We start from the raw sequence: 21,477 nt of genomic DNA on the forward strand, positions 1-21,477 counted from the left end.
CGCAAAGGCTTGATTTGCTCACCTGCTGCGGGGGCTTGATTTGCCTACGAGTGGCCCAGGTCCTCGTCGCCGTTGCCGGAGGCGACCGCTCCGACCGAGCCCGCGTCCGCGTCGGGGCGCAGGGCCAGGACGTCCACCACCGTCTCGTCGATCACCGGCGGTGCCGGCCTCGGCGCCTTCGGCATGACGGCCGCCTCGGAATGGCCGCCGCAGCCGTACGACAGGGAGACCACATGGCCGTCCGCCGGGGCGAACTCGTTGGCGCAGACACCGAAGGCCTGCCCGAGCGAACCGCCGATCTTCGCCAGGAAGCCGCAGGAGCCGCAGGAGGCGGGGGCCGCCTGTGCCATGGGGGTCTTGGCGCCGAAGGACTCGTCCCAACGGTCGGCCGCGACATGCAGCCCGTACCGGGAGAGCACGCGCGCCCGGCGCAGGCCCAGCTCCTCGGCGACCGCCGCGATCGAGCCGCGGGACGGCGCGACGGGCAGCGACGCCACGGGGCCCTCGGTGACCTCGGCGTCCTCCGCCTCGACGAGCTCCGCCATGTCCTCGGACACGGGAGAGTTCGGCGGCGGCACGTCGTCGCCGGTGTATCCGGGCTCCAGGCGCAGATCGTCGGCCTCGGTCGGCAGCAGATCGCCGGGCCCGAGGTCGCCGGGGCGCAGCCGCTCGCTCCACGGCACCCACTCGGGCGCGAGGAGGGCATCGGGTCCCGGCAGCAGCACGACCTCGTCGAGGGTGACGTACTTGGCGCGGGACGCGCGGGCCACAGTGGCGGCCCAGCGCCAGCCCCGGTAGCCGAATTCCTTGCACTCGAAGAGGTGCGTGACGACGCGGTCGCCCTCGACCACCGTTTCGACGTGCTCGCCCACCACCCCGGGTGCGGCGGCCTCCTCGGCCGCTGCCCGGGCGATGTCCACCGCCTCGGCGCACAGGCGGTCCGGGGTGCGGCTTCGCGTTGTCGCTGCGCTCACAGGTATCGCTTCTCTCCTACGCCGTCTCACGAGTGCGCCGTCCTGTGTGCGGGAGCGCGGGCGGAGCGGACCGGAGGGCCGCGTCGACGTCCGCGCCCGAGCGTTCCGGGCGCACCTACGCCATCCATTCTGCTGGATGGCCGAGAGGCGCGCGGCCGAGAACAACCGCCGCGGGCGCGCTACGCACGCTACCTCCTCTGACGCCCTGGGCCCACACCGACGTACGAGCCGCACCTGGCCGGAAAGCCGACCGGCGTGTCCATAACGGCACTAGTTCGCCCGAACAAGGGGCACCATTGCAGCGTGGCTGCCGGTAGGTCGTCGTTCAAGTCGTCGTCGGGTGCGTCGTCGCGCGCGTCGGACGCGCCGAGCCGCCTTCGCAGAATCGGGCGGGCCCTGCACCTCCCTTTCACCGGCACCGCACGCGGCATCCGCAAAGCGACGCACGCCCACGGCGCGGGCGAGTCGGGCCTCGGAAAGCTGATCGAACTGCACGCGCTGAACGGCGCGGGCGACGTCATGATCACGGTCGCCCTCGCCTCGACGGTGTTCTTCTCCGTGCCGACGGACGAGGCGCGCGGCCGGGTCGCCCTGTATCTCGCGATCACCATGGCGCCCTTCACGCTCCTCGCCCCCGTCATCGGGCCGCTCCTGGACCGGGTCCCGCACGGGCGGCGCGCCGCGATGGCCGCGTCGATGCTGGCGCGGGCGCTGCTCGCCCTCGTCCTCGCGGGCGCCGTGTCAGGCGGCGGGCTCCAGCTGTATCCGGCGGCGCTCGGCGTCCTCGTCGCGTCGAAGGCGTACGGGGTGGTGCGCTCGGCGGTCGTGCCGCGCCTGCTGCCGCCCCGCTTCTCGCTGGTGAAGGCGAACTCGCGGGTCACGCTCGGCGGACTGCTCGCCACCGGCGCGGCGGCCCCGGTCGGGGCGGGCCTCCAGGCGCTCGGCCCGCGGTGGCCGCTCTACGGGGCCTTCGTGCTGTACGTGTGCGGGGTCTTCCTGTCGTACTCGATGCCGCACAAGGTGGACTCGGCGCGGGGCGAGAGCAAGGCGCTGCTCGCGGCGGACGAGGAGCATCTGCACGGTCCCGCGCGGGCCAGGGCGCGCCGGCCGGGCCTGCGGACGGTCGGCCCGGCCGTCACCCACGCCCTCGCCGCGAACGCCACGCTGCGCTGTCTGTCCGGCTTCCTGATCTTCTATCTGGCGTTCCTGCTGCGCGAGCATCCGCTGTCCGGGCAGAGCGCGGCGGTCTCCCTCGGGCTCGTGGGCGTGTCGGCGGGGGCGGGGAACGCGCTGGGCACGGCGGTCGGGGCGTGGCTGAAGGCGCGGGCCCCCGAGGTCATCATCGTGACGGTGCTCGCGGTGGTGCTCGCGGTGGCCGTGCTGTCCGCCGTCTTCTTCAGCGCGCTCATGACGGCGTGTCTCGGCGCCGTCGCCGGGTTCGCGCAGGCGCTCGCCAAGCTGTCCCTCGACGCGACGATCCAGCGGGACGTCCCGGAGGCGGTGCGCACCTCCGCGTTCGCGCGCTCGGAGACGTTGTTGCAGATGGCGTGGGTGGTCGGCGGGGCGATCGGGATCGCGCTGCCGCTGAACGGGGTGCTCGGACTGTGTGTCGCTGCGGCCATCGTGGCGGCGGGCTGGCTGTCCACGGTGCGCGGGCTGTTGGCGTCGGCACGGCATTCCGGGCCGACCCACCGGGCACGAGTGGCGTAGCGCGCAAACGCGACACCAGCTCCCCCACTCGGAGCGGGAGCGGTGGGGCCAGATAGCCTTCCGCCATGACCTCCCAGCGTTTCGCCCAGCGCCACCGCCGCGCCGCTGCCGCCGTCGGTGTTGTCGGCGCCGGACTGCTCGTCCTCTCCGCCTGCGACAAGCCGACGCCGATGGCCACCGTCACGGTGGACCGCGAATCGGTGAACTCCGAGGCCAGCTGCTACAACGACGGCGACGCCCTGAAGCCGACCGCCCTCCAGGGCTGCCTGAAGGACAAGGACGCCAAGTCCATCAAGGTGGACCCGGACGCCACGGTCCGCTTCGGCGTCGACCCGGAGATCGCGGAGAAGGGCTGGACGCTCCTGATGAACGGCCAGCCGCTCACGGACGCCAGCAAGAAGACCTACCGCACGGTTCCGGGCAGTGTCTTCTTCAACCAGCAGTACGGCGCCTCCGGTTCCGCGACCACCGTCACGATCCTGTCGGGCGGCAACTCCAAGGCGTACGGCCTGTGGTCGTTCAAGCTCGAGAAGGACTCCTGACGAACACCGCGCCCTCGCGCGTCCTGATCGCCACCGCCGTCCCGGCCGAACGGGACGCGGTGGCGGGCGCGCTGCACGATCACCCCTCGCTCGATGTCGTAGCGGTCGGCGTGGGCCCCGCGGCCGCCGCGGCAGGCACCGCGACCGCGCTCACCAGGGCCGAACTCGCGGGCACCCCGTACACACTGGTCGTCTCGGCCGGTATCGGCGGCGGCTTCACGGCCGCGCCCGGCGCGGTCCTGGTCGCCGACGCGATCACCGTCGCCGACCTGGGCGCCGAGACCGCCGAGGGCTTCGTCCCCGTCACCGAACTCGGCTTCGGGACCGTCACCCACACGCCGCCGGAGTCCCTCGTAAGGGATCTCGCGTCGGCCGCATCCGCCACGGTCGGCACCGTGCTCACCGTCTCCACGGTCACCGGCACCGCCGACCGCGCCGCGCTGCTCGCGCAGCGCCACCCCGGCGCCGTCGCCGAGGCGATGGAGGGCTTCGGGGTCGCCGAGGCCGCCGCCGCGCACGGCGTTGCGGCGGCCGAGATACGCGCCGTCTCCAACGCCGTCGGCCCCCGCGACCGCGACGCCTGGCGCATCGGTGACGCGCTCGCCGCGCTGGCCTCCGCGTTCGGGAAGACCGCGCCCGTACTGGAGAGTTGGAAGAACACATGACCGACACCGCAGCGGGGGCCGAGACCGCCCGCATCGCCTTCTCGCCCTGCCCGAACGACACCTTCGTCTTCGACGCCTGGGCCCACGGCCGCGTCCCCGGCGCCCCCGCGCTCGACGTGACCTTCGCCGACATCGACATCACCAACGGCGTCGCCGAGCGCCGCGAGGACGCCTACGAGCTCCTCAAGGTGTCGTACGCGGTCCTGCCGTACGTCCTCGACGACTACGCGCTGCTGCCGTGCGGCGGCGCGCTCGGGCGCGGCTGCGGGCCCCTCGTCCTCACGCGCGAGGCGGGCGTGGACCTGTCCGACAAGCGCGTCGCGGTGCCGAGCGAGACCTCGACCGCGTACCTGCTGTTCCGGCTGTGGGCCGCGGACGTGGTCCCCGGTGGCGGCGTCGGCGAGATCGTCGTCATGCCGTTCCACGAGATCATGCCCGCCGTGCGCGACGGCAAGATCGACGCCGGGCTCGTCATCCACGAGGCCCGCTTCACGTACCAGAACTACGGCCTGCACAAGCTCGCCGACATGGGCGAGCACTGGGAGGCCACGACGGGCCTGCCGATCCCGCTCGGCGCGATCATCGCCCGCCGCTCGCTCGGTGCGGAGAAGCTGCGTTCGTACGCGGACGCCGTGCGCACCTCGGTGCGGATGGCCTGGGACGACCCCGAGGCCAGCCGCGGTTACGTCATGGACCACGCGCAGGAGATGGACCCGGCCGTCGCCGACCAGCACATCGGCCTGTACGTCAACGAGTTCACGGCCGACCTCGGCGAGGACGGCTACGCGGCGATCCGCGGTCTGCTGACCCGGGCCGCCGCCGAGGGCCTGGTCCCGGCGCTCGCGCCGGACGCGCTGTCCTTCCCGTAGCGGGTCAGACGTCCAACTGGTCCGCCACCGCCCGGAGCAGACCGGCGATCTTCTTGCCCGCCGTCTTCTCCGGGTACCGGCCGCGCTCCAGCATCGGTGTGATGTTCTCGAGCAGCGTCGTCAGGTCCTGGACGATCGAGGCCAGTTCGTCCGGCTTGCGGCGCTGCGCTGCCGCGATCGAGGGCGTCGGGTCGAGGATGGTGACCGAGAGCGCCTGGTCGCCGCGCTGTCCTGCGACCACCCCGAACTCGACGCGCTGGCCGGGCTTGAGGGCGTCCACGCCTGCGGGAAGTACGGAGGAATGCACGAAGACGTCGCCGCCGTCGTCGCGGGAGAGGAAGCCGAAGCCCTTCTCGCTGTTGAACCACTTGACCTTGCCGGTAGGCACGTGAAGTCCTCGTCCTCGTACTAGAAGAAATCGCTGGGTTAAAGCGGCTGGATAGCAGGACAGCGGGCCGTGGTCCGACCCGCCGTCACCAAGACTATTGGTCTCGGGCCCGGTGACAAGATGTCGCCCGAGGGTTCGCCCGCCGGTCTCCGCCCGTCTCTGCTCGGCCCGTGTTTGTCTCTCTGCGCTGGGAACTACCCTGGTGGAGTGCGCGACAAAACCAAAGCCAATTCCGCGGTGGCCGAGACCGGCCCCGGCGACGGCCTCGTGAAAGCCGGCGGCATCGTCTTCGTCGTGGGAGCGATCGCCACCCTCGTCACGATGGCGCCGCTGTTCCTCGGCACCGACCCGTTCCCGCCGATTTCCTACGCGGTGTGCATGCTGATGGGCGTCGGATTCGTCGTCGCCGCGGCCGGCGTCCTGCGGGGCATCGCCGCGCAGCGCCGTCAGGCGCGCTCCGCCACGTAACCCGCGAGCCAGGCCGGGAACCCGGTCAGGTCCTTCAGCACCACGTCGGCGCCGGCCGCCCGCAGTTCGGCGGCGTCGCACGGTCCCGTCGTCACGCCCACGGACAGCGCCTCCGCGGTGCGCGCCCCGCGCACGTCTCCGACGTGGTCGCCGACGTAGACGCTCGCGCCGTGCTCGCGCAGCGCGTGGCCCTTGCCCTCGGCCCACAGGTCGCCGATGACGGCGTCCGCGTCGATGCCGAGGTGCGCCAGGTGCAGCTTGGCGTTCGGCTCGTACTTGGCGGTGACGACGATCGCCCGGCCGCCCGCCGCGTGCACGGCGTCGATGGTCTCGCGCACGCCCGGCATCGGCAGCGTCGGTGTGATCGCGTATGTGGGATACATCTCACGGTAGCGGTCGGCCATGGCCGGGATCTGCTCCGGCGGGCACCAGTACGCCAACTCCTCGGTCAGCGGCGGTCCCAGGCGCGAGACGATCAGATCCGCGTCGATCCGCATCCCGGTCTCCTCGGACAGCGCGACCCAGGTGGCCCGGATGCCGGGCCGGGAGTCGATCAGCGTCATGTCGAGGTCGAAGCCGACGGTGGGGCCGGTGGGGACGGCGGACGTGGGATCTGTGTGGGGAGCCATGGGCCCCATTCTGCCTCTCCGGCCACGGCGTCCCCGAGGCCGATCCGCACCCGTGACGGCTTCCCCACAGGCGATCCCAGGGGCACCATGGGCGCCCATGAAGCACACCCGCCCCGCCCTCGGTGCCGCGCTCGCCCTCGCCCTCGCGCTCGCCCTCTCCGCGTGCAGCTCGGACGACGACGGGGGCGCCGCGAAGCCCGCCGCCAAGGCCTCCGGCAGCCACACGGTCGACACCGCCATGGGCGGCGTCAAGGTCAAGAACGTTCCCGAGCGCGTGGTCGTCCTGAACACCGCCGGGCTCGACTCCGCGATCACCCTCGGCATCCGGCCCGTGGGAGCCACCGGGGCGGGCGGCGATCAGCCCTTCCTCTCGTACCTGCCCGCGCCGAAGACCAAGGGCATCACCGAGGTCGGCGAGCGGAACAGCCCCGACCTCAAGAAGATCGCCGCTCTGAAGCCCGACCTGATCCTCGGCGACAAGGCCCACGACGGGCGCCGCTACAAGCAGCTCACCACCATCGCCCCCACCGTTCTCACCGGGTCCTCCGACGCGGAGTGGAAGCGGAACTTCCGCGTGCACGCCGACGCGCTCGGCGAGAAGACGCGGGCCCGGCAGGTCGCGGCCACGTACAAGGAACATGTCGACGCCGTCACCAAGGCCGTCGGCGGCGCGGGCGCGGCGGCACGGACCGAGGTCAACGTCGTCCGGTTCGTCGCGGGCTCCGACATCCGCATCCTCGGCGGGCGGACCCCCGCCGCCACGGTCCTGTCCGACGTGGGCCTCGGCCGTCCGGCGATCACGAAGCAGGCCAGGGGCGGACTCTCGTACGACGTGGGGGCCGAGCAGATCGGCAGGGCGGACGCGGACGCGATCTTCACGTCCACGTACGGGAATCCGGGCCTGGCCCAGGTCGCGGAGGCCACCACGAGCGGCCAGTGGCGCGGCATCAGGGCGGTGCGGGACAGCCGCGTCTACAACGTCAACGACGACCTGTGGGCTCAGGGCGTCGGGTACACGGCGGCCGAGCAGATCCTCTCCGAGGTGCAGTCGGACCTGGGAGCCTGACGACGGGCGTTTGACGTCAGGCGTTCGACGACAGGCGTTCGACGACAGGCCTTAGAGCCTGGGTGAGCGTGCCCGCCACACCAGGTAGAGCGCGGAGGCGAACGCCGCGCACCGCAGCACCCACGGCCACGTCTCGTCGAGCGCGCCGCTGAGCCGGCCGTCGGCTATCGCATCGCCCCACCGGCCGTCGCCACGCCCCCACAGCCAGACGATGCCGGCGAGCGCGGCGGCTCCCGGCAGGCCGAACACCGCCCACTTCTTCTGCCCCATGGTCAGCTGCCGGGACAGGTAGACGACGGCCCAGCCGATCAGCAGCACGAGGATGTTGCCGAGCACGGCGCCGACGACCAGGGCGAGGGCGGCGAGCAGCAGGAACGGCTGGGTGAAGGAACGTCCGAAGGAGGCGCGGGGCACGCGGCCGGACGCGCGGCGGGGCCGGAACAGGCGGCGGGCGCCGAAGGGGCCGGACTTCGCGTCGCCCTCGGCGTCGTCGTCCTCTTCGCCGTCGTCGGCGTCGTCGTCCTCGTACTCCTCGTACCCGGCCGGTTCGGGGAGCGGGCGCTTGCGGAGGTCGGGGCCGCGGCCTGCGCCCGGCGGCTTGAGGATGTCGGGGATCTCTATGCCGCCGACGAACCCCGGCACGTCGTCGATCTCGGTGCCCGGTATGCCGCCGCCTCCGGCGCGCCACCAGTCGGCGGTCTCGATCGTGCCCAGTTCGTCGGTGCCGGCGAGGTGCACGGGGGCGGGGCCTTCGTCGGCGTCCACGGGGGGCTCGTCGGGTGCGGCCTTGCGGCGTACGCGGGGTGGGCGCGGGGCGCGGGGCGCGCGCGGTGCGCGGGCCTTCGGCACGATGCGGCCGAGCGCTCCCTTGCCCTGCTCGGGCTCGTCGTCGCCCGCAGCGCCGAAATCGTAGGTGCCGTCGCCGTCCTTCGCGCCGGCGACGATCTGGTCCGGGGTCCCGAGCCTGTCGATCAACTTGCGGACGGCGGCGGGGCTTTCGGCGCCGCCGGCCGTGCGGCGCCGGTCGATCTCGGTGCGCAGGTCCGCGACGAGTCGCATACGCGCGGACGACGGCAGTTGCCGCGACTGGGCCAGGTCTCCGACCTTGCTCAGGTAGTCGAAGACGATCTGATCACTCTCGATCCCCACGAAGTCCCCTCCGGGGTGGCGCTGTTGACGTTCCGACGGTATCGCGAATGCATCCACCCGACCGCTCCCCGGTCCCCGGGGGTCGCGGGTGGGCCGGGGTCCCTGGTGGTCGGGGGTGGGCCGGGCCCGGGTCCAGGGTTTGGCGTGGTGGGCCGGGGGCCCGGGCCAGGGATTGGCGCGGGTGAGCCGGTACTCGGCGCGCCGGGGCGAGCCTGCGTCCGTGTCGAGGGCCGGGAGGGGGTGGTTGCCGAGCATCGGGTGACTGGTGCTGGTGCCGGATCCCGGATCCCGGGCCAGTTTCCTCGCCCATCTCCCACCCGCCCGCCCCTCCGGGGGCTTCGGCCCGAAGTCCGCGGGGCCGATCGCCAAGGCCGCGCCGGGGTTTTGCCTGGGCTGCGCCCCGGCCCTGGCCGCCCGACGAGCTCGCGCCCCTCGCCGGGTCCACGAACTGGCTTGATTCACGCCCACCCACCCCGCGACGAACAACTCGGCCCTCACCAGGCTGCCTCCGCCAGGCACGTTCCCCCAAGAGGGCAAGGCCATTCCCGGGTGTGTGGCCGGGGCAGCTCCCCGGCCGTTTCGACGACACCTCGCGGCGTCGGGCACGGCGCCGCGCAACGAAACGGCGAGCACCGCTCCGGCGCGGCGGCCGGGGCGCCGAAGCCCCCGGAGGGGGCGGGCGGAGGGAGACGAGCGGAGGTCACCGCGACCAGTGCCGCGCAACGGAACAGCAGGCGCCACTCCGGTACGGCGGCCGAGATCCGGACCACCGGAGCCCCCGGAGGGGGCGGCGGGTGGGAGACCAGCGGGGGGGCAACATCGGTCCGCGCCGCGCCGGTGCCGCGCAGCGCAGACCGCAGGCCCCAGCCCCGGGGCGGCAACCACACCCCGCGCCACGCCACACAAACAACCGGCCCCACCACGACCCCGCACCGCGCCACACAAACGACTGGCCCCACCCCCAACCGCCAACCCACCCCCGCACCACGCCACACGAACAACCGGCCCCACCACGAACCCCGGTCCACCGCAACACACCGGCCCCGCCCACCCCGGCAAACCGCAACAAAGGGGCACCGCCCCCGCACCCGCTACCGTGGGTGGGATGAGCAGTGACGAGCAGACGGCCGCCGCAGCACCCCGATCCCTCGCGGAAGCGCTCCGCGCGCGCGACGACGGGTCCCTCGCGGCGCTCCTGCGCTCGCGCCCCGATCTGCTCGGCCCCGTGCCGAACGACATGACGCAGCTCGCCACCCGCGCCGGCACCCGCGCCTCGGTGATCCGCGCCCTCGACCGCCTGGACCGCTACACGCAACAGGTGGCGCAGGCCCTCGCGGTGGCCCCGGACCCGACGACGTACGAGACGCTGGAGTCGCTCCTGCCCGGCGAGGACTCCGTCGCCGCGCTCCCCCGCGCCGTCGGCACCCTCCGCGGCCAGGCCCTCGTCTGGGGCGGCGACGACCAGCTGCGCCTCGTCCGCACCGCCCGCGAACTGCTCGCGCCCACCCCCCAGCACCCGTCCCCGACCGGCCTCGGCCCGACCGTCGCCGAGGTCACGTCCGGGATGTCACCGGGCCGCGTGCAGGAGATCGTCGCGGCGGCGGGCCTCCCGTCCACGCACGACCCCGTGTCGGCCATCGCCGCGCTCACCGCCCTGTTCACCGACCCGACCCGGATGTCGGCGCTGCTCGACGAGGCGCCGACCGAGTCCGTCGAGGTGCTGAACCGGCTCGTCTGGGGACCCCCGTACGGTCAGGTCACGGCCCAACCGGCCGCGCACCTGCGGTGGTTGCTCGACCGCGGCCTGCTCGTACCGACCACCCCCGGCACCGTGGTGCTGCCCCGCGAGGTCGCCCTCCACCTGCGCGGCGGCCGGGCGCACCGCGAACTCCAGCCCCTCGCACCCCCCGTACGGGAGAAGACGGCGCACCGTCCACAGGTTGTGGACGCGGCCGCCGCCGCCGAGGCGTACACGGCGGTGTCGACCGTGGAGGAGCTGCTGAAGGACTGGGACGAGGGGGGACCTGCCGTTCTTCGCGCGGGCGGGCTCAGCGTCCGCGACCTCAAGCGCACCGCCGTCGCCCTCGACAGCCCCGAGCCGACCGCCGCCTTCTGGGTCGAACTCGCCTACGCCGCGGGCCTGTTGGCCTCCGATGGCGAGGCGGACGAGCGGTACGCGGCCACCCCCGCGTACGACGAGTGGGTGCTGCTGCCGCCCGCCGAGCGCTGGGAGCGCCTCGCCGCGGCCTGGCTCCCGGCGACCCGCACGCCGGGACTCGTCGGCGGCCGTGACGGCAAGGACAGGACGCTGTCCGCCCTCGGCCCGCACCTGGACCGTTCGGCGGCCCCCGAGGTGCGCGGCCGGGTCCTCGCCCTGCTGCTCGACGAACTGCCGGAGGGTTCCTCCCCCGAACCGGACTCCGTGATCGAGCGCCTCACCTGGGAGCGGCCCTCGCCTGCCGCCCTGGACCTGCGCACCCGCCTCGCCCGGTGGACGCTCGCCGAGGCCGAACTGCTCGGCGTCACCGGCCGCGGAGCGCTCTCGGCGCACGGCAGGGCGCTGCTCCAGCCCCAGGCCGACGACCACGCCGCCCCGCACCCCCTCACCCCCGCCGAGGCGGCCCTCGCCGCCGCCCGCGCCGCGAAGCTGCTGGCGCCGCTGCTGCCCGAACCGCTCGACCACGTCCTCCTCCAGGCCGACCTCACGGCGGTCGCGCCGGGCCCCCTGGAGCGCCCGCTCGCGGACGCCCTCTCCGTGCTGGCGGACGTCGAGTCGAAGGGCGGCGCGACGGTCTACCGCTTCACGCCGGGCTCGGTGCGCCGCGCGCTCGACGCCGGCCGCACCGCATCCGACCTCCAGGCGTTCCTCACCCAGCACTCCCGGACGCCGGTCCCGCAGCCCCTCGCCTACCTCATCGACGACGTCGCCCGCCGCCACGGCCACCTGCGGATCGGTGCGGCCTCCGCGTACGTGCGCTGCGACGACGACGCCGTGCTCGGCGAGATCCTCGCGGACAAGCGGTCCGCTCCGCTGCGCCTGCGCCGCCTCGCGCCGACCGTCCTCGCGGCCCAGGCCGACCCCGGCACGCTCCTCGAAGGCCTGCGCTCCATGGGCTTCGCCCCGGCCGCCGAGACCCCCGAGGGCGACGTCCTGATCGCCCGCGCGCACGCCCACCGCACGCCGCCCCGCACCGCGCCCGACCCGGTCCCCGACGGCCCGCCGCTGCCCGACGACACGCTCGTCGACGCGGCGCTGCGGGCGATCCGCGCGGGCGACGCCGCCTCCACGGCCCCCCGCAAGCAGGCCCCCGCCCACCCCGGCAACGGGGAGCTGCCGCGCACCGGCTCCGCCGAGACCCTCGCCACGATGCAGGCCGCGGTCCTCACCGGCGAGGCCCTGTGGATCGGCTACGTCAACGCGGAGGGCGCCGCGAGCCAGCGCGTCATCGCCCCCGTCCGCGTCGAGGGCGGCTTCGTCACGGCGTACGACCACACGGCCGACGAGGTCCGCACCTATCCGCTGCACCGGGTGACGGGGGTGGCGGAGCTCTCCGACCAGTGACGCCCCCCTTCTGCCGGGATGCGGCACACTGGACGTTTGGCCCGTGCGGAAGGAAGTGCGTACGTGAACGGTCCACTCATCGTCCAGAGCGACAAGACCCTGCTCCTCGAGGTCGACCACGAGAAGGCCGACGCCTGCCGCCGGGCCATCGCCTCGTTCGCCGAGCTGGAGCGGGCTCCCGAGCACATCCACACCTACCGGGTGACGCCGCTCGGGCTGTGGAACGCGCGGGCCGCCGGGCATGACGCGGAGCAGGTCGTGGACGCGCTGGTGGAGTTCTCCCGCTACCCCGTGCCGCATGCGCTGCTCGTCGACATCGCCGAGACGATGGACCGCTACGGGCGGCTCACACTCAGCAAGCACCCGGCGCACGGGCTCGTACTCACGAGCACCGACCGGCCCGTCCTCGAGGAGATCCTGCGTTCGAAGCGGATCCAGCCGCTGGTCGGCGCCCGGATCGACGCCGACACCGTCGCCGTGCACCCCTCCGAGCGCGGGCAGATCAAGCAGACGCTGCTGAAGCTGGGCTGGCCCGCCGAGGACCTCGCGGGGTACGTGGACGGCGAGGCGCACGAGATCGCGCTCGACGAGTCCGAGTGGTCCCTGCGCCCGTACCAGAAGCAGGCCGTCGAGAACTTCTGGCACGGCGGTTCCGGTGTCGTCGTGCTGCCGTGCGGTGCCGGTAAGACGCTGGTCGGCGCCGGGGCCATGGCCGAGGCGAAGGCGACCACGCTGATCCTCGTCACGAACACCGTCTCCGCGCGGCAGTGGAAGCACGAGCTCGTGAGGCGGACCTCGCTCACCGAGGACGAGATCGGTGAGTACAGCGGTACGAAGAAGGAGATCCGCCCGGTCACCATCGCGACGTACCAGGTCCTGACGACGAAGCGGAAGGGTGTGTACCCGCACCTGGAGCTGTTCGACTCCCGTGACTGGGGTCTGGTCGTCTACGACGAGGTGCATCTGCTGCCGGCGCCGGTCTTCAAGTTCACGGCCGATCTCCAGGCGCGGCGGCGGCTCGGTCTCACCGCGACGCTCGTACGTGAGGACGGGCGGGAGTCCGATGTCTTCTCGCTGATCGGGCCCAAGCGGTTCGACGCGCCGTGGAAGGAGATCGAGGCGCAGGGCTACATCGCGCCCGCCGACTGCGTCGAGGTCCGGGTGAACCTGACGGACTCCGAGCGGCTCGCGTACGCGACCGCCGAGGCCGAGGAGAAGTACCGGTTCTGTGCGACGACGGCGACGAAGCAGAAGGTGACGGAGGCGCTGGTCCGCAAGCACCGGGGTGAGCAGACGCTCGTCATCGGGCAGTACATCGACCAGCTCGACGAGCTGGGCGAGCACCTGGACGCGCCGGTCATCAAGGGCGAGACGACGAACGCGGTGCGCGAGAAGCTCTTCGAGGCGTTCCGGCAGGGCGAGATCTCCGTCCTGGTCGTCTCCAAGGTCGCGAACTTCTCCATCGACCTGCCGGAGGCGACGGTCGCGATCCAGGTGTCCGGAACGTTCGGCTCGCGCCAGGAGGAGGCGCAGCGGCTCGGCCGTGTGCTGCGGCCGAAGGCGGACGGGCACGAGGCGCGGTTCTACTCCGTGGTCGCGCGGGACACGATCGACCAGGACTTCGCGGCGCATCGGCAGCGGTTCTTGGCGGAGCAGGGGTACGCCTACCGGATCGTCGACGCGGACGAACTCCTCGCGGAGAGCTGACACACCTCCTGCCGGAGTCCACCGGGTCACGTTTCCGGCGCCGTCCGCACACGCCACGGGGCTCCGCCCCGGACCCCGCTGCTCAATCGCCGCAGGGGCTTGAATGGCCCACCCGTCGCGGGGCGTCGGGCTCGCAGGGGCCGTGGGCCGCTACCGCCTTGGGCAATCTGCCGCCTTGGGCAGCAGGGTGGGCAAGGCGGCGCCCGGTGCCGCGGGTGGTGTGCGGTGGGGCGCTGCCACGGCGCCGCCCAGAAGGGCCACGCCGACCAGGGCGTACGGGGAGGCCAGGGGTTGTTGCCACCAGGGGAGGTGGAGGTCCAGGTCTCCCGCGTGCGGCAGGAGCCACATCGTGCGGGACGTGAAGAGGGCCGCGAGCGCCCACGCCGTGCGGCGGTGGCCTTCCTTCCACACCACTGCGATCAGCGGTACACACCACACCCAGTGGTGCGACCAGCTGATGGGGGACACGAGCAGCGCCGTGAACGCCACCAGGACCACCCCCCGGGCAGCCGGTAGGCGACGCGCCGCGTACAGCCCCACCACCGCGACGACCCCGGCCGGCACGGCCCACCACAGCCCCGGCTCGGGATCGTGCAGCACCCTCGCCACCAGCCCCTGCAAGGACTGGTTGTCGACGATCCACGCCTTGCCGACCCGCCCCGTCTCGTACAGCCGCCGCGTCCAGAACTCCCCGCTCGCGTACGGCAGGACGAGCGCCCCCACCACGACCGTGCCGACGAACCCGGCCACCGCGTGCGCCGCCTCACGGCGCCTTCCCGCGAGGAACAGGTAGACGATGAAGACGGCGGGCGTGAGCTTGACGCCGGTCGCGATGCCGAGCGCGAGGCCCTTGCCCGGCGCCCCGGGCGGCCGCGTCAGATCCCACAGGATCAGGCAGGCGAGAGCCAGGTTGATCTGCCCGAACAGCACCGTCTGGAAGACCGGTTCGAGCCACAGCGCGAGCCCGGCGACCGCGCACACACCCGCCCGCGACACCCGCAGCCCCGCGAACCGGCAGGACAGCCCGACCAGCACCACGACCAGCGCGATGTTGCCGAGGAGGAAGGCGGCCTTGAGGGCGGTCGGCGGCACCCATGCCGTCGGCGCGAAGAGCAGCGCCGCGAACGGCGGGTAGGTGGCGGGCAGCCGCCACTCCGTGACGGCGAACCCGTACAGATCGCCGCCGCCGGCGAGCACCGCGGCCCCCTCGGCCCGGTAGACGAGAACGTCCGCCATCGGCAGCCCCCGCAGCGCGCAGAGCGCGACCAGCGCGGCGACGGACAGGGACAGAAGGGCGTACGCACAGCGTGAAGGGGCGGTCACAGTCCGGCGACTGTACCGCCCCTTACGGCGCCCTTCCGGTCCACGACACCGGGCCTACGACACCTGCCCCTTGAACCTCCGCAGCCGCAGGCTGTTGCCGACCACGAACACCGACGAGAACGCCATCGCCGCCCCCGCGATCATCGGGTTCAACAGCCCGGCCGCGGCGAGCGGCAGCGCCGCCACGTTGTAGGCGAAGGCCCAGAACAGGTTGCTCTTGATCGTGTTCAGCGTCCGCCGCGAGAGCCGGATCGCGTCGACCGCCGCCCGCAGATCACCCCGTACGAGGGTGAGGTCGCCGGCCTCGATCGCCGCGTCCGTCCCCGTGCCCATCGCGAGCCCGAGGTCGGCCTGCGCGAGCGCCGCCGCGTCGTTGACGCCGTCGCCGACCATGGCCACCGAACGCCCCTCGCCCTGAAGGCGCTTGACGACGTCGACCTTGTCCTGCGGGAGCACCTCGGCGATGACGTCCGCCGGGTCCGTGATGCCGACCTCGGCGGCGACGGAACGGGCCACCGCCTCGTTGTCCCCGGTCAGCAGCACCGGCCGCAGGCCGAGCCCGCGCAGCCGCTCGACCGCCTCCGCGCTGGTCTCCTTCACCGCGTCGGCGACCTCGAGGACCGCGCGCGCCTCGCCGTCCCAGGCCACGACGATCGCCGTCCGCCCGGCCGCCTCGGCCTCTGCCTTCGCCTTCGCGAGCCCCTCCGGGAGCTTGATCTCCCACTGCTTCAGCAACTGCTCGCGGCCGACCAGCACCGCGTGTCCGTCCACGACGCCCTGGACGCCGAGCCCGGGGACGTTCACGAAGTCCTCGGGTGTCGGCAGCGTGCCGACCTCGGCTGCCGCCCCCGCCGCCACGGCCTGCGCGATCGGGTGCTCGGACGCGTGCTCAAGGGCGCCGACGAGGCGCAGCGCCTCGGCCCGCTCGACGCCCTCGGCGGTGTGCGCGTCGAGCAGGGTCATCCGGCCGGTGGTGACGGTGCCGGTCTTGTCGAGGACGATCGTGTCGACCTTGCGGGTGGTCTCCAGGACCTCCGGGCCCTTGATCAGAATGCCGAGCTGGGCGCCGCGGCCGGTGCCGACCATGAGGGCGGTGGGCGTCGCGAGCCCGAGGGCGCACGGGCAGGCGATGATCAGTACGGCGACGGCCGCGGTGAAGGCGGCGGTCAGCCCCTCCCCCTTGAGCAGCCAGAAGGCGAGCGTGGCGAGGGCGAGCGCGATGACCACCGGCACGAACACCGCGGAGATCCTGTCGGCGAGCCGCTGGGCCGCGGCCTTGCCGTTCTGCGCGTCCTCGACGAGCTTCGCCATCCGGGCGAGCTGGGTGTCGGAGCCGACGCGGGTCGCCTCGACGACGAGCCGCCCGCCGACGTTCAGCGTGGCGCCCGTGACGGCGTCGCCGGTCTCGACCTCGACGGGCACGGACTCGCCGGTGAGCATGGAGGCGTCCACGGCGGAGGTGCCCTCGACGACCGCGCCGTCCGTGGCGATCTTCTCGCCGGGCCGCACGAGGAACCGGTCCCCGACCTTCAGCTCGCCCACGGGAATGGTCTCCTCGCGCCCACCGTCGCGTACGACGGTCACGTCCTTGGCGCCCAGGTGCAGCAGCGCCCGCAGCGCGGCGCCCGCCTTCCGCTTGGAGCGGGCCTCGAAGTAGCGGCCCGCGAGGATGAACGCGGTGACGCCCGCGGCGGCCTCCAGATAGATGTTCCCCGCACCGTCGGTGCGGGCGATGGTCAGCTCGAAGGGGTGCGTCATGCCGGGCATGCCGGCCGTACCGAAGAACAGCGCCCACAGCGACCACAGGAACGCGGCGGACACTCCGACCGAGACCAGCGTGTCCATCGTCGCGGCGCCGTGCCGTGCGTTGGTGAAGGCGGCCTTGTGGAAGGGCCAGGCCGCGTACACGACGACGGGCGCGGCGAGGGTCAGGGACAGCCACTGCCAGTACTCGAACTGGAGGGCCGGGATCATCGACATCGCGATGACGGGCACGGCGAGCACGATGGAGGTGATCAGCCGCTCCCGCAGCGTGCGCAGCTCGCGGCCGTCCTCCGTGGATTCCCCCTCGTCCTCTCCCTCGCCCGCCGCGGCCCCGGTGGGGGCGGCGGGGGGAGCGGGCGGCTTCGCCGTGTACCCCGTGGCCTCGACGGTGGCGATGAGGTCCGCGACCTCGACGCCTTCCGCGTAGCTGACCTTGGCCTTCTCGGTCGCGTAGTTGACGGTCGCCTCGACGCCGTCCATGCGGTTGAGCTTCTTCTCGACACGAGCCGCGCACGACGCGCAGGTCATGCCGCCGATGGCCAGTTCCACCTGTTCGGGCGGGACGACGGTGTGCGCCGACATGGTGCCTCCTCGATTGCGGGGTGCGGCCGAGTACGTTCCGCGTACCCCCTATGGGTACCTCTCAACGTGGTTCAGTTATACCCCCTGGGGGTATCTGACGCAAGCGCGGCGGCCTGGCGGCGGGGAGTGCTCGCGATCGCGGGGCCCTCGGCGTAAAGTGGGCAGGCGGACCATTGGACTAGACCTGTCTGGAGCCTCATGAGCGAGCGTGCAGTCCTGGAGGTGATCGCCCTCGACGCCGAGGACGCGGTCGCCGCTCAGGCCGGGGGTGCGGACCGGCTCGAGCTGGTCACGGACATGGCGGCGGACGGACTCACGCCGTCCGTGGAGACGTTCTCCGCGATCCGCGAGGCCGTGGACATCCGGCTGCGCGTGATGCTCCGACTGACCGACGGGTTCGCAGCGGGCGACACGAGCGCGCTCGTGCGTGCCGCGAAGACGCTGCGCGCGGCGGGGGCGGACGAGTTCGTGCTCGGGTTCCTCGACGAGCAGGGGGGTCCGGACCTGGCCGCGGTGGAGTCGGTCGTGGCAGGTCTTGACGGCTGCCGGTGGACGTTCCACCGGGCGATCGACCGGGCCGCCGACCGCGATGCGCTGCGCAAGCAGCTGGCGGACCTGCCGGGGCTCGACACGTACCTCACGGCCGGGTCGGCGGACGGGGTGGACGCGGGGCTCGACGTGCTCCTCGCGGAGGCGGGGCGGTCCGTCTCCGGTGAGCCGGGGTACGAGCAGCAGATCCTGGTGGGCGGGGGGCTCCGCCTCGACCATGTGCCGGGGTTGCGGGCGGCGGGGGTGTCGGCGTTCCACATCGGCGGGGCGAGTCGCCCCGCGGGTTGGTCGGCTCCCGTTTCGGCGGATGCGGTGCGGGTGTGGCGTGAGGCGCTGGACGGGTAGCCGCCCCTACGACTCGGGGCTCCGCCCCGGACCCCGCTGCTCAATCGCCGCAGGGGCTTGATTTGCCTCGCCTTGGGCAATCTGCCGCCTTGGGCGGCAGGGTGGGCAAGGCGGCCCCCGGTGCCGCGTGACCAACACCGGAGGCCCCGGCCACGGTTAGGCCAGTTGTTCCGGCAACGGGGACGTGTGGGTCACCACCAGGCCCGAGACCGCTCGGGTCAGCGCCACGTACAGGCGGCGCAGGCCCGTCCGTTCGTCCGGTTCGCCGTCGACCACGGCCGCCGGTTCGTCCAGGACCACGTAGTCGTATTCGAGGCCCTTGGCCAGGGACGCCGGGACCAGTGTCAGACGCGCCTCCGCCGTCGTCTCCTCGCCCGGTGCGAGGTACCGCAACCCCGCCTCCGCCAGCGCCTCGCCCAGCGCCTCGCACCGCGCGTCCGCCGCGATGAGCCCGACCGAGCCCTCGTTCCGCAGCGCCTCGACGCACGCCGCCACCACGTCCCCGGACCCGGCCACCGTCCGCACCTCGAACGCCCCCGGGTTCTCCCGGACCGACGCCACGGGCGTGAGCCCCGGCGCGATGTCCGGCAGCAGCCGGGACGCGTACGCGATGACGTCCGTCGGCACACGGAAGCCCGCCGTCAGCTCCTCCACCACCGCGTCCGGCTTGCCGAGGTGGGACAGCGCCTCGTCCCAGCTCCGCGTCGCCCACGGCGTCGTACCCTGCGCCAGGTCCCCGAGTACCGTCACCGAGCCCGTCGTCGCGCGCCGCCCGACGGCCCGGTACTGCATGGGCGACAGGTCCTGCGCCTCGTCGAGCACCACATGGCCCAGCGAGTGCGTCCGCCCGATCAGGTCCATCGCCTCGTCGATCAACACGGCGTCCGCGGCGGCCCACTTGGCGCTCTTCACACTCCGCGCAGGCTTGGTCCACAGCACCGTCTTCTGCTCGTCCTCGTCGAGCAGCCCGCCCGCGTGCTCGGCCAGGAAGGCGGCATCCGAGAGCAGCCGCAGCACCAGCTTCGCGGGGTCGACGGGCGGCCAGATCTCCTTGACCGCGGCCTTCACGGCGGCATTGCGCGCCACCGCGTTCTGCACCCGGTCGTCGGGCGCCTCGCCCGCACGCTCCATCTGGACGAGCACGGCGTGCGCGATCCGCTGCGGCAGGGCCTCGCGCGCCGCCCCGTACCGCATGTCGCGGGCCATCAACTCCCGTACGATCTCCTCCAGTTCGTACGAGGCGACCCGCCAGCGGCGCGAGCCCCGCACCACCACGATGCCCTCGCTCGGCAGCGCGATGTGCGAGCGCAGCGCCCGCCGCAGCACCTCGGCCATCCGCGCGTCGCCCTTCACCAGGGCGGCTGCGGCATCGTCGACGCCCCGCACCTCCACATGCGCGACGAGGTCGTCCACCGTCGCCTGCTTGACCTCCAACTCGCCGAGCGCGGGCAGCACTTGCTCGATGTAGTGGAGGAAGGACGCGTTCGGCCCGATGACCAGCGTCCCGGTGCGGGCCAGGCGCTCCCGGTGCGCGTACAGGAGGTACGCGACGCGGTGCAGGCCCACCGCCGTCTTTCCGGTCCCGGGGCCGCCCTGCACGCACACGGACCCGGCGAGCCCGCTCCTGACGATCTCGTCCTGCTCCGGCTGAATGGTGGCAACGATGTCGCGCATCGGGCCGACGCGCGGCCGCTCGATCTCCTGCTGGAGCAGTTTGCTGGTCCGCTCCGCCTCCGACGGGTCGGTGAGGTGCTCGTCCTCGTACGCGGTGAGGTCGCCGCCCGTGTAACCGAAGCGGCGGCGCAGCGCGACGTCCATCGGGTCCTTCTTGGAGGCCCGGTAGAACGGCTGGGACACGGGCGCGCGCCAGTCGATCACCATCGGGTCGCCCTCGGCGTCGTGCACGTGCCGCCGCCCGATGTAGAACTTCTCGCCCTCGGCGCCCTCGGCGACGTCCGCCCCCGGTGCGTGCAGATAGTCGAGCCGGCCGAAGAACAGCGGGGTGTGGCTGAGGTCGGCGAGCGCCTTGATCCGCTCGTCGATCTGGTGCTGGAGCACCTCGGCGTTCACCCAGTTCGCGGTGACGTCGCGGATGTCGAGCGCCTCCGCGTCCTCGCGCATCGCGCGCAGGGCGGAGCGGGACGAGACCAGATGCGCGCGCTCGCGCTCGAGCGGTGAGGTCGAGGGCGCGGACGACGACGGTGACGTGCTCACGGGGTGCTGCCTCCGGATCCAGGTACGCGTGTACAACGTTCCCGGCCGGTTTCCGTCCGGTCGGCGGCGCTCCTGCGGTTCGACGGGTGTCGGTGCGGGGAGGCGGGCAGACGGGGGAGTTTACGGGACGGCTGCCGTCGGGGCGAACGGTTTTCTTTCCGGTCGACCGTCCGCCGGTTGCGGGGCTCTGCCCCGGGCCCCGCGCCTCAAACGCCGGCGGGGCTTGATTTGGCTAGGGTCGGCCCCATGACGGACCACGACTCCACGGACACCCCGGAACTGCGTGAGCGCTGGGCCCGTACCCTGCGCACCGCGACGGCGAACCCGGACCTCGACCCCTACCCGTACGCCGACAATCTTCTGGCCCGGTGGGCCGAGCCGCAGCGGAAGTACCACACGGTCGACCATCTGACGGCGGTGCTCGACCACATCGACGTGCTGGAGGAGCACGCGGAGCGGCCCGAGCTCGTACGGCTCGCGGCCTGGTTCCACGACGCGGTGTACCGGCCCGACCGCTCGGAGAATGAGGAGCGGTCCGCCGCCCTCGCCGAACGCGCCCTGGCGGAGGCCGGGTTGAGCCCCGAGGACGTCGCCGAGGTGGTGCGCCTCGTCCTGCTCACCGTCACCCACGACCCGGCCGAGGACGACGCCGACGGGGAGGCCCTGTGCGATGCCGACCTGGCGATCCTGGCCGCGCCCGCCCCCGCCTACGCCGCGTACACCAAGGCCGTCCGCGAGGAGTACGCGTTCGTGCCGGACGAGGCGTTCCGCGAGGGGCGCGCCGGGGTGCTGCGCCAGCTCCTCGGCCTGCCACGGCTGTTCCGCACCCCGCACGGCAGGTCCCACTGGGAGTCCGCCGCCCGCGAGAACCTGACCGCCGAGCTGGAGCTGCTGACTCCCTGACGCGGCGCGGGGCGGTACGTGCGGCGGTGCGTGCGGCGGTGCGTGTGAACGGCGTACGAACGGTGCGC

At 73.2% G+C, this 21,477-nt stretch carries 17 protein-coding genes; 10 read left to right on the forward strand and 7 right to left on the reverse strand.

Annotated elements, in window-relative coordinates:
- Positions 1-44 precede the first annotated feature (44 nt).
- Positions 45-974 carry a DUF3027 domain-containing protein gene (locus tag ACNYS0_RS18610; protein WP_422475064.1) on the reverse strand — a complete coding sequence of 310 codons (930 nt, stop codon included), beginning with the start codon at positions 972-974 and terminating at the stop codon, positions 45-47.
- 303 nt (positions 975-1,277) lie between these two features.
- On the opposite strand from ACNYS0_RS18610, the gene ACNYS0_RS18615 reads away from it, so the two are divergent.
- The 4 genes from ACNYS0_RS18615 to ACNYS0_RS18630 all read left to right on the forward strand — a co-directional run bounded on the left by ACNYS0_RS18615 (position 1,278) and on the right by ACNYS0_RS18630 (position 4,760).
- Positions 1,278-2,684, forward strand: a complete 1,407-nt coding sequence (locus ACNYS0_RS18615) for an MFS transporter (RefSeq protein WP_422475066.1) — start codon at positions 1,278-1,280, stop codon at positions 2,682-2,684.
- Between the two features lie 65 nt (positions 2,685-2,749).
- Positions 2,750-3,226 carry a DUF2771 domain-containing protein gene (locus ACNYS0_RS18620; protein WP_422408677.1) on the forward strand — a complete coding sequence of 159 codons (477 nt, stop codon included), beginning with the start codon at positions 2,750-2,752 and terminating at the stop codon, positions 3,224-3,226.
- On the forward strand, positions 3,196-3,891 hold the full coding sequence (locus tag ACNYS0_RS18625; RefSeq protein WP_422475068.1) for a futalosine hydrolase: 696 nt from the start codon (positions 3,196-3,198) through the stop codon (positions 3,889-3,891). The genes ACNYS0_RS18620 and ACNYS0_RS18625 overlap by 31 nt, the downstream gene beginning before the upstream one ends.
- Positions 3,888-4,760 carry a 1,4-dihydroxy-6-naphtoate synthase gene (locus ACNYS0_RS18630; RefSeq protein ID WP_422475070.1) on the forward strand — a complete coding sequence of 291 codons (873 nt, stop codon included), beginning with the start codon at positions 3,888-3,890 and terminating at the stop codon, positions 4,758-4,760. The genes ACNYS0_RS18625 and ACNYS0_RS18630 overlap by 4 nt, the downstream gene beginning before the upstream one ends.
- Before the next feature lie 4 nt (positions 4,761-4,764).
- On the opposite strand, the gene ACNYS0_RS18635 is transcribed toward ACNYS0_RS18630, so the two are convergent.
- The gene (locus ACNYS0_RS18635) at positions 4,765-5,148 is read right to left on the reverse strand and encodes a cold-shock protein (RefSeq protein WP_385769608.1); all 384 of its coding nucleotides are present in this window, start codon (positions 5,146-5,148) and stop codon (positions 4,765-4,767) included.
- A gap of 207 nt (positions 5,149-5,355) precedes the next feature.
- Here ACNYS0_RS18635 and ACNYS0_RS18640 point away from each other — a divergent pair, with 207 nt between their 5' ends.
- Positions 5,356-5,616, forward strand: coding sequence for a hypothetical protein (locus ACNYS0_RS18640; protein WP_422408674.1), 261 nt, complete (start codon positions 5,356-5,358; stop codon positions 5,614-5,616).
- Here the strand turns inward: ACNYS0_RS18640 and ACNYS0_RS18645 are convergent.
- A complete protein-coding gene (locus tag ACNYS0_RS18645) occupies positions 5,595-6,245 on the reverse strand; it encodes an HAD family hydrolase (protein WP_422475072.1) in 651 nt (216 codons plus the stop codon). The two genes, ACNYS0_RS18640 and ACNYS0_RS18645, sit on opposite strands and share 22 nt — an antisense overlap.
- Before the next feature lie 97 nt (positions 6,246-6,342).
- On the opposite strand from ACNYS0_RS18645, the gene ACNYS0_RS18650 reads away from it, so the two are divergent.
- Positions 6,343-7,311: an ABC transporter substrate-binding protein gene (locus ACNYS0_RS18650; protein ID WP_422475074.1), complete on the forward strand. Its 969-nt coding sequence runs from the start codon at positions 6,343-6,345 to the stop codon at positions 7,309-7,311.
- Positions 7,312-7,362: 51 nt separating this feature from the next.
- On the opposite strand, the gene ACNYS0_RS18655 is transcribed toward ACNYS0_RS18650, so the two are convergent.
- Positions 7,363-8,460 (reverse strand): HAAS signaling domain-containing protein, encoded by a 1,098-nt coding sequence (locus tag ACNYS0_RS18655; RefSeq protein WP_422475076.1) that lies wholly within the window; start codon positions 8,458-8,460, stop codon positions 7,363-7,365.
- 1,105 nt (positions 8,461-9,565) lie between these two features.
- On the opposite strand from ACNYS0_RS18655, the gene ACNYS0_RS18660 reads away from it, so the two are divergent.
- Positions 9,566-12,022: a helicase-associated domain-containing protein gene (locus ACNYS0_RS18660; protein WP_422475078.1), complete on the forward strand. Its 2,457-nt coding sequence runs from the start codon at positions 9,566-9,568 to the stop codon at positions 12,020-12,022.
- A 63-nt stretch (positions 12,023-12,085) separates the two neighbouring features.
- Positions 12,086-13,729 (forward strand): DNA repair helicase XPB, encoded by a 1,644-nt coding sequence (locus ACNYS0_RS18665; protein WP_422475080.1) that lies wholly within the window; start codon positions 12,086-12,088, stop codon positions 13,727-13,729.
- Positions 13,730-13,879: 150 nt separating this feature from the next.
- Here the strand turns inward: ACNYS0_RS18665 and ACNYS0_RS18670 are convergent, their stop codons facing one another.
- Both ACNYS0_RS18670 and ACNYS0_RS18675 read right to left on the reverse strand, forming a co-directional pair.
- Positions 13,880-15,052, reverse strand: a complete 1,173-nt coding sequence (locus tag ACNYS0_RS18670; RefSeq protein WP_422475082.1) for a glycosyltransferase 87 family protein — start codon at positions 15,050-15,052, stop codon at positions 13,880-13,882.
- Between the two features lie 54 nt (positions 15,053-15,106).
- Entirely contained in the window at positions 15,107-17,398 is a 2,292-nt protein-coding gene (locus ACNYS0_RS18675; protein WP_422475084.1) for a heavy metal translocating P-type ATPase, read from the reverse strand.
- A gap of 198 nt (positions 17,399-17,596) precedes the next feature.
- Between ACNYS0_RS18675 and ACNYS0_RS18680 the strand changes: the two genes are divergently transcribed.
- Positions 17,597-18,292 (forward strand): copper homeostasis protein CutC, encoded by a 696-nt coding sequence (locus tag ACNYS0_RS18680; RefSeq protein ID WP_422475086.1) that lies wholly within the window; start codon positions 17,597-17,599, stop codon positions 18,290-18,292.
- A gap of 156 nt (positions 18,293-18,448) precedes the next feature.
- Here the strand turns inward: ACNYS0_RS18680 and ACNYS0_RS18685 are convergent, their stop codons facing one another.
- Positions 18,449-20,413 (reverse strand): HelD family protein, encoded by a 1,965-nt coding sequence (locus ACNYS0_RS18685; protein WP_422482718.1) that lies wholly within the window; start codon positions 20,411-20,413, stop codon positions 18,449-18,451.
- A gap of 339 nt (positions 20,414-20,752) precedes the next feature.
- Between ACNYS0_RS18685 and ACNYS0_RS18690 the strand changes: the two genes are divergently transcribed.
- Positions 20,753-21,409, forward strand: coding sequence for an HD domain-containing protein (locus ACNYS0_RS18690; protein WP_422475088.1), 657 nt, complete (start codon positions 20,753-20,755; stop codon positions 21,407-21,409).
- The last annotated feature ends 68 nt before the right edge of the window (positions 21,410-21,477 follow it).

The sequence above is a fragment of the Streptomyces anthophorae genome, assembly GCF_049310305.1.
GTDB lineage: Bacteria > Actinomycetota > Actinomycetes > Streptomycetales > Streptomycetaceae > Streptomyces.